This window comes from Devosia pacifica (assembly GCF_014652635.1).
In the GTDB taxonomy this organism is placed as follows: Bacteria; Pseudomonadota; Alphaproteobacteria; order Rhizobiales; family Devosiaceae; genus Devosia; species Devosia pacifica.
In genome coordinates, this window is sequence record NZ_BMZE01000008.1 from 1 (window position 1) to 2,538 (window position 2,538).

Consider the following 2,538-nt stretch of genomic DNA (forward strand, 5'->3'; position numbering starts at 1 on the left):
GTAAGCGAGAAGGCGAGACCGTTCAGCCCGGGTAGTTCCACGGCATGAGTGCGTCGATGTCGCTGTTTGGCCAGCCATTGGCGATGAGCTCGAGGGTCTGGGTGAGCCAGGCGTGGGGGTCGATACCGTTCATCTTGGCCGTTGTGAGCAACGTTGCGATGGTTGCCCAGGAGCGGCCGCCCCCGTCACTGCCGGCAAAGAGACTGTTCTTGCGTGTGATCGTCTGGGGCCGGATGGCCCGCTCGACGATGTTGGAGTCGATCTCGATACGGCCGTCGACAAGGAAGCGTTCGAGAACAGCACGCCGGGCGAGCGTATAGCGGATGGCCTCGGCCAGTTTCGATTTCCCCGAGATGCGGGGCAATTCCCGATCCAGCATGGCGAGCACATTGCTCACGATCGGCACAGACTTCTCGCCTCTGATGGCGGCGCGCAGATCGGGGTCATGCCCACGAATGTCGTCTTCAATGGCCCAGAGCGGTGCCATCGCCGTCACCACGGCGCCGGCAAAAGGCGAGCCATCACTGGCGTGGAGGTCAAAAAACTTGCGCCGCGCATGCGCCCAGCACCCGGCAAGCGTCATGGCGTCATTGGCACCACTGGTCTTGCCCAACCGGTTATAGGCAGCGTAACCGTCGACCTGCAGGATCCCGCAATAGCCATCCAGATGCCGGGCGACGCATTCGCCAGACCTGCTGTCTTCGAAGCGATAGGCCACCATCGGTGGACTTGATCCTCCAAAGGTCCGGTCATCGCGGGCATAAGCCCAAAGCCAGGCCGTCTTCACCTTGCCAGTGCCGGGCGCCAGGGTCGGGAGCCGGGTCTCGTCGGCAAAAATCCGCTCACCGAGCTTGATGGTCTTGAGAACATGGTGGGCGAGTGGCTCGAGCTCGAAGCTGAGCCGCCCCATCCATTGCGCCATCAGCGATCGATCCAGTTCCACCCCATCACGGGCATAGATCTCTTCCTGGCGATAGAGCGGAAGGCCATCGGCGTATTTGCTGACCGCCACCTGGGCGAGCACCGCTTCTGTGGGGATGCCACCGGCAATAAGATGGCTGGGTGCCGGTGCCTGCACGATACGATCCTCACCGTCGGCCAAGCGATAGGCGTATTTGGGACGACGGGTGACGATGACGCGGAACTTGGCCGGCGTCACATCAAGCCGCTCAGTGACGTCCTCGCCGATCCGCACGGCCTCAAGGCCCTCGCACTCGGCCGGCACCTCTGGCTCGATCACCTCTTCGATCCGCTCCAGGTGCGGTGCGAACGCTTTCCGGGGACGTGAAGGACGGGACGCGGTTTGTCCGGACTGCTTTTCGCGCTTGGCCTCGATCTCGCCAAGCCCGGTCCGCAGCTCATCAAAGGCAAAAGCCATCTGCTCGTCATCGAGGGGATCGATCCGCAGCTTTTCTGATCGGGTTCCATATTGTGCCCGCTGCAGCATGGCGATGATGGATTCGAGCCGACCGATCCTGTCAGCATCGGCAGCCTTGTCCGCCTTCATCTGGGCAATCTCGGCCTCATGGGTGGCGATTTCCGCTTCCAGCGCCTGGCGCCTTTGCTCGGCCGAAGCGACCTTGGCCTGGGTAGCCACGATCATCGCCTTGAGGGCGTCGACGTCGTCTGGGAGCTCATGCAAATCGGCCGGGTTCATGCCGCGATCATGACACAAAACGCCCCCGATTGCCTGGCTTTTTGCGCTGCCTGAGTCAGTCTGCCGCAGACTTTACCCAGCAGATTGCGGGCGGTTCACGGATACTGTTCGCACCCGCTTCCAGTCCATCCCGTCAATCAGCGCCAGCAGTTGTGCGTAGCTCATCTTCACCCGAGTATTACCAATCCGCGGCCAGCAGAACGCTGCTTTCTCCAGCCGCTTGGCATAGAGACAAAGCCCGGTGCCATCCCACCACACGATCTTGACCCGGTCGGCTCGCTTGGCGCGAAAGACATAGAGCGCGCCGTTGAACGGATCTGCCCCAGCGTCACGCACCAAACCTACAAGACCGTCTGGACCTTTACGAAAGTCCACGGGCTGACTGGCCAGATAAACCTTTACGCCCGCAGGGATCATGCTGACCGCACAGCGCGGATCACGCGCCGCAGATGGTCTTCTCCGATATCGATGCCGACCCGGATCACTGTGTCGTTGACCTCGATCTCGATCATCGAGCTGACACGAGACGTGGGTGCCGGGACCGCCGCTTCATCACGTCTTTCCACCTCACCCCGCTTGATGGCCTCGGTGCGCCAGCCAAACAACTGTGGGGGAGAAATCCCAATCTCTCGCGCCAGCGCCGAGACATTGGTCCCGGGCTCAAGACTGCGCGCCACCATCTCGGCCTTGAACGCATCGGACCATCGACGTCGCTGCGCCACCGGCGCGCCCTCCATCCGATCGGGCACTGCCTCGATCAGGTGAAAGCTTCTATCTCCAGGCATAGTCGCAGACATAGAACACGACACCCCTCACTAACACTGGGATGTCGATATCGCCCAACAGCGGCCATCACCAGACGGGGTGGGCTTCCCGCTTAC

The 2,538-nt window shown here is 61.8% G+C and carries 3 protein-coding genes; all 3 read right to left on the reverse strand.

Annotated features, from left to right (window positions below; genetic code table 11):
* Nucleotides 1-22: 22 nt before the first annotated feature.
* Nucleotides 23-1,657 carry an IS66 family transposase gene (tnpC, locus tag IE127_RS19535; protein ID WP_189427483.1) on the reverse strand — a complete coding sequence of 545 codons (1,635 nt, stop codon included), beginning with the start codon at nucleotides 1,655-1,657 and terminating at the stop codon, nucleotides 23-25.
* Nucleotides 1,658-1,729: 72 nt separating this feature from the next.
* Complete coding sequence (gene tnpB, locus IE127_RS19540) at nucleotides 1,730-2,074, reverse strand: IS66 family insertion sequence element accessory protein TnpB (RefSeq protein ID WP_189427484.1); 345 nt, start codon at nucleotides 2,072-2,074, stop codon at nucleotides 1,730-1,732.
* The gene (locus IE127_RS19545; protein WP_189427485.1) at nucleotides 2,071-2,454 is read right to left on the reverse strand and encodes a transposase; all 384 of its coding nucleotides are present in this window, start codon (nucleotides 2,452-2,454) and stop codon (nucleotides 2,071-2,073) included. The genes tnpB and IE127_RS19545 overlap by 4 nt, the downstream gene beginning before the upstream one ends.
* Nucleotides 2,455-2,538 lie beyond the last annotated feature (84 nt).